At 37.6% G+C, this 290-nt stretch carries 1 pseudogene; it reads left to right on the top strand.

The annotated features are described in order from the left end of the window. Positions 1–68: 68 nt before the first annotated feature. Positions 69–290 (top strand): annotated as a pseudogene (locus tag ACSG5Z_RS31455) (type I pullulanase); the annotation flags it as partial.

Below are 290 nucleotides of genomic sequence, written 5' to 3'. Positions count from 1 at the left end.
GGGGTAAAGCTTTCCCGCTGATTAAAGTTTCACTTTATTTTACCTTTAAGAATGATGGTGATTTTTTTATGTTGAAAGTAAAACGTCCATTTGATGCCTATTTAGATGAAATGAATAAAATTACAATTTTGCTCCCACATGCGTATGGAACAAGCCGGACATTTCGTTTGCAAGTAGGAAGTAACGTGAAAGATTTACCGATTGCTCATACAATTGCGCTTCCGGATGCAACGAAGTATGAGTGCTTTATAGAAGAGCCGCTAGATGTGGGGAAGTATTATACAGTACGA

The organism is Bacillus pretiosus, from assembly GCF_051294775.1.
In the GTDB taxonomy this organism is placed as follows: domain Bacteria; phylum Bacillota; class Bacilli; order Bacillales; family Bacillaceae_G; genus Bacillus_A; species Bacillus_A wiedmannii.
This window is presented reverse-complemented; position numbering and strand designations above follow the sequence as displayed.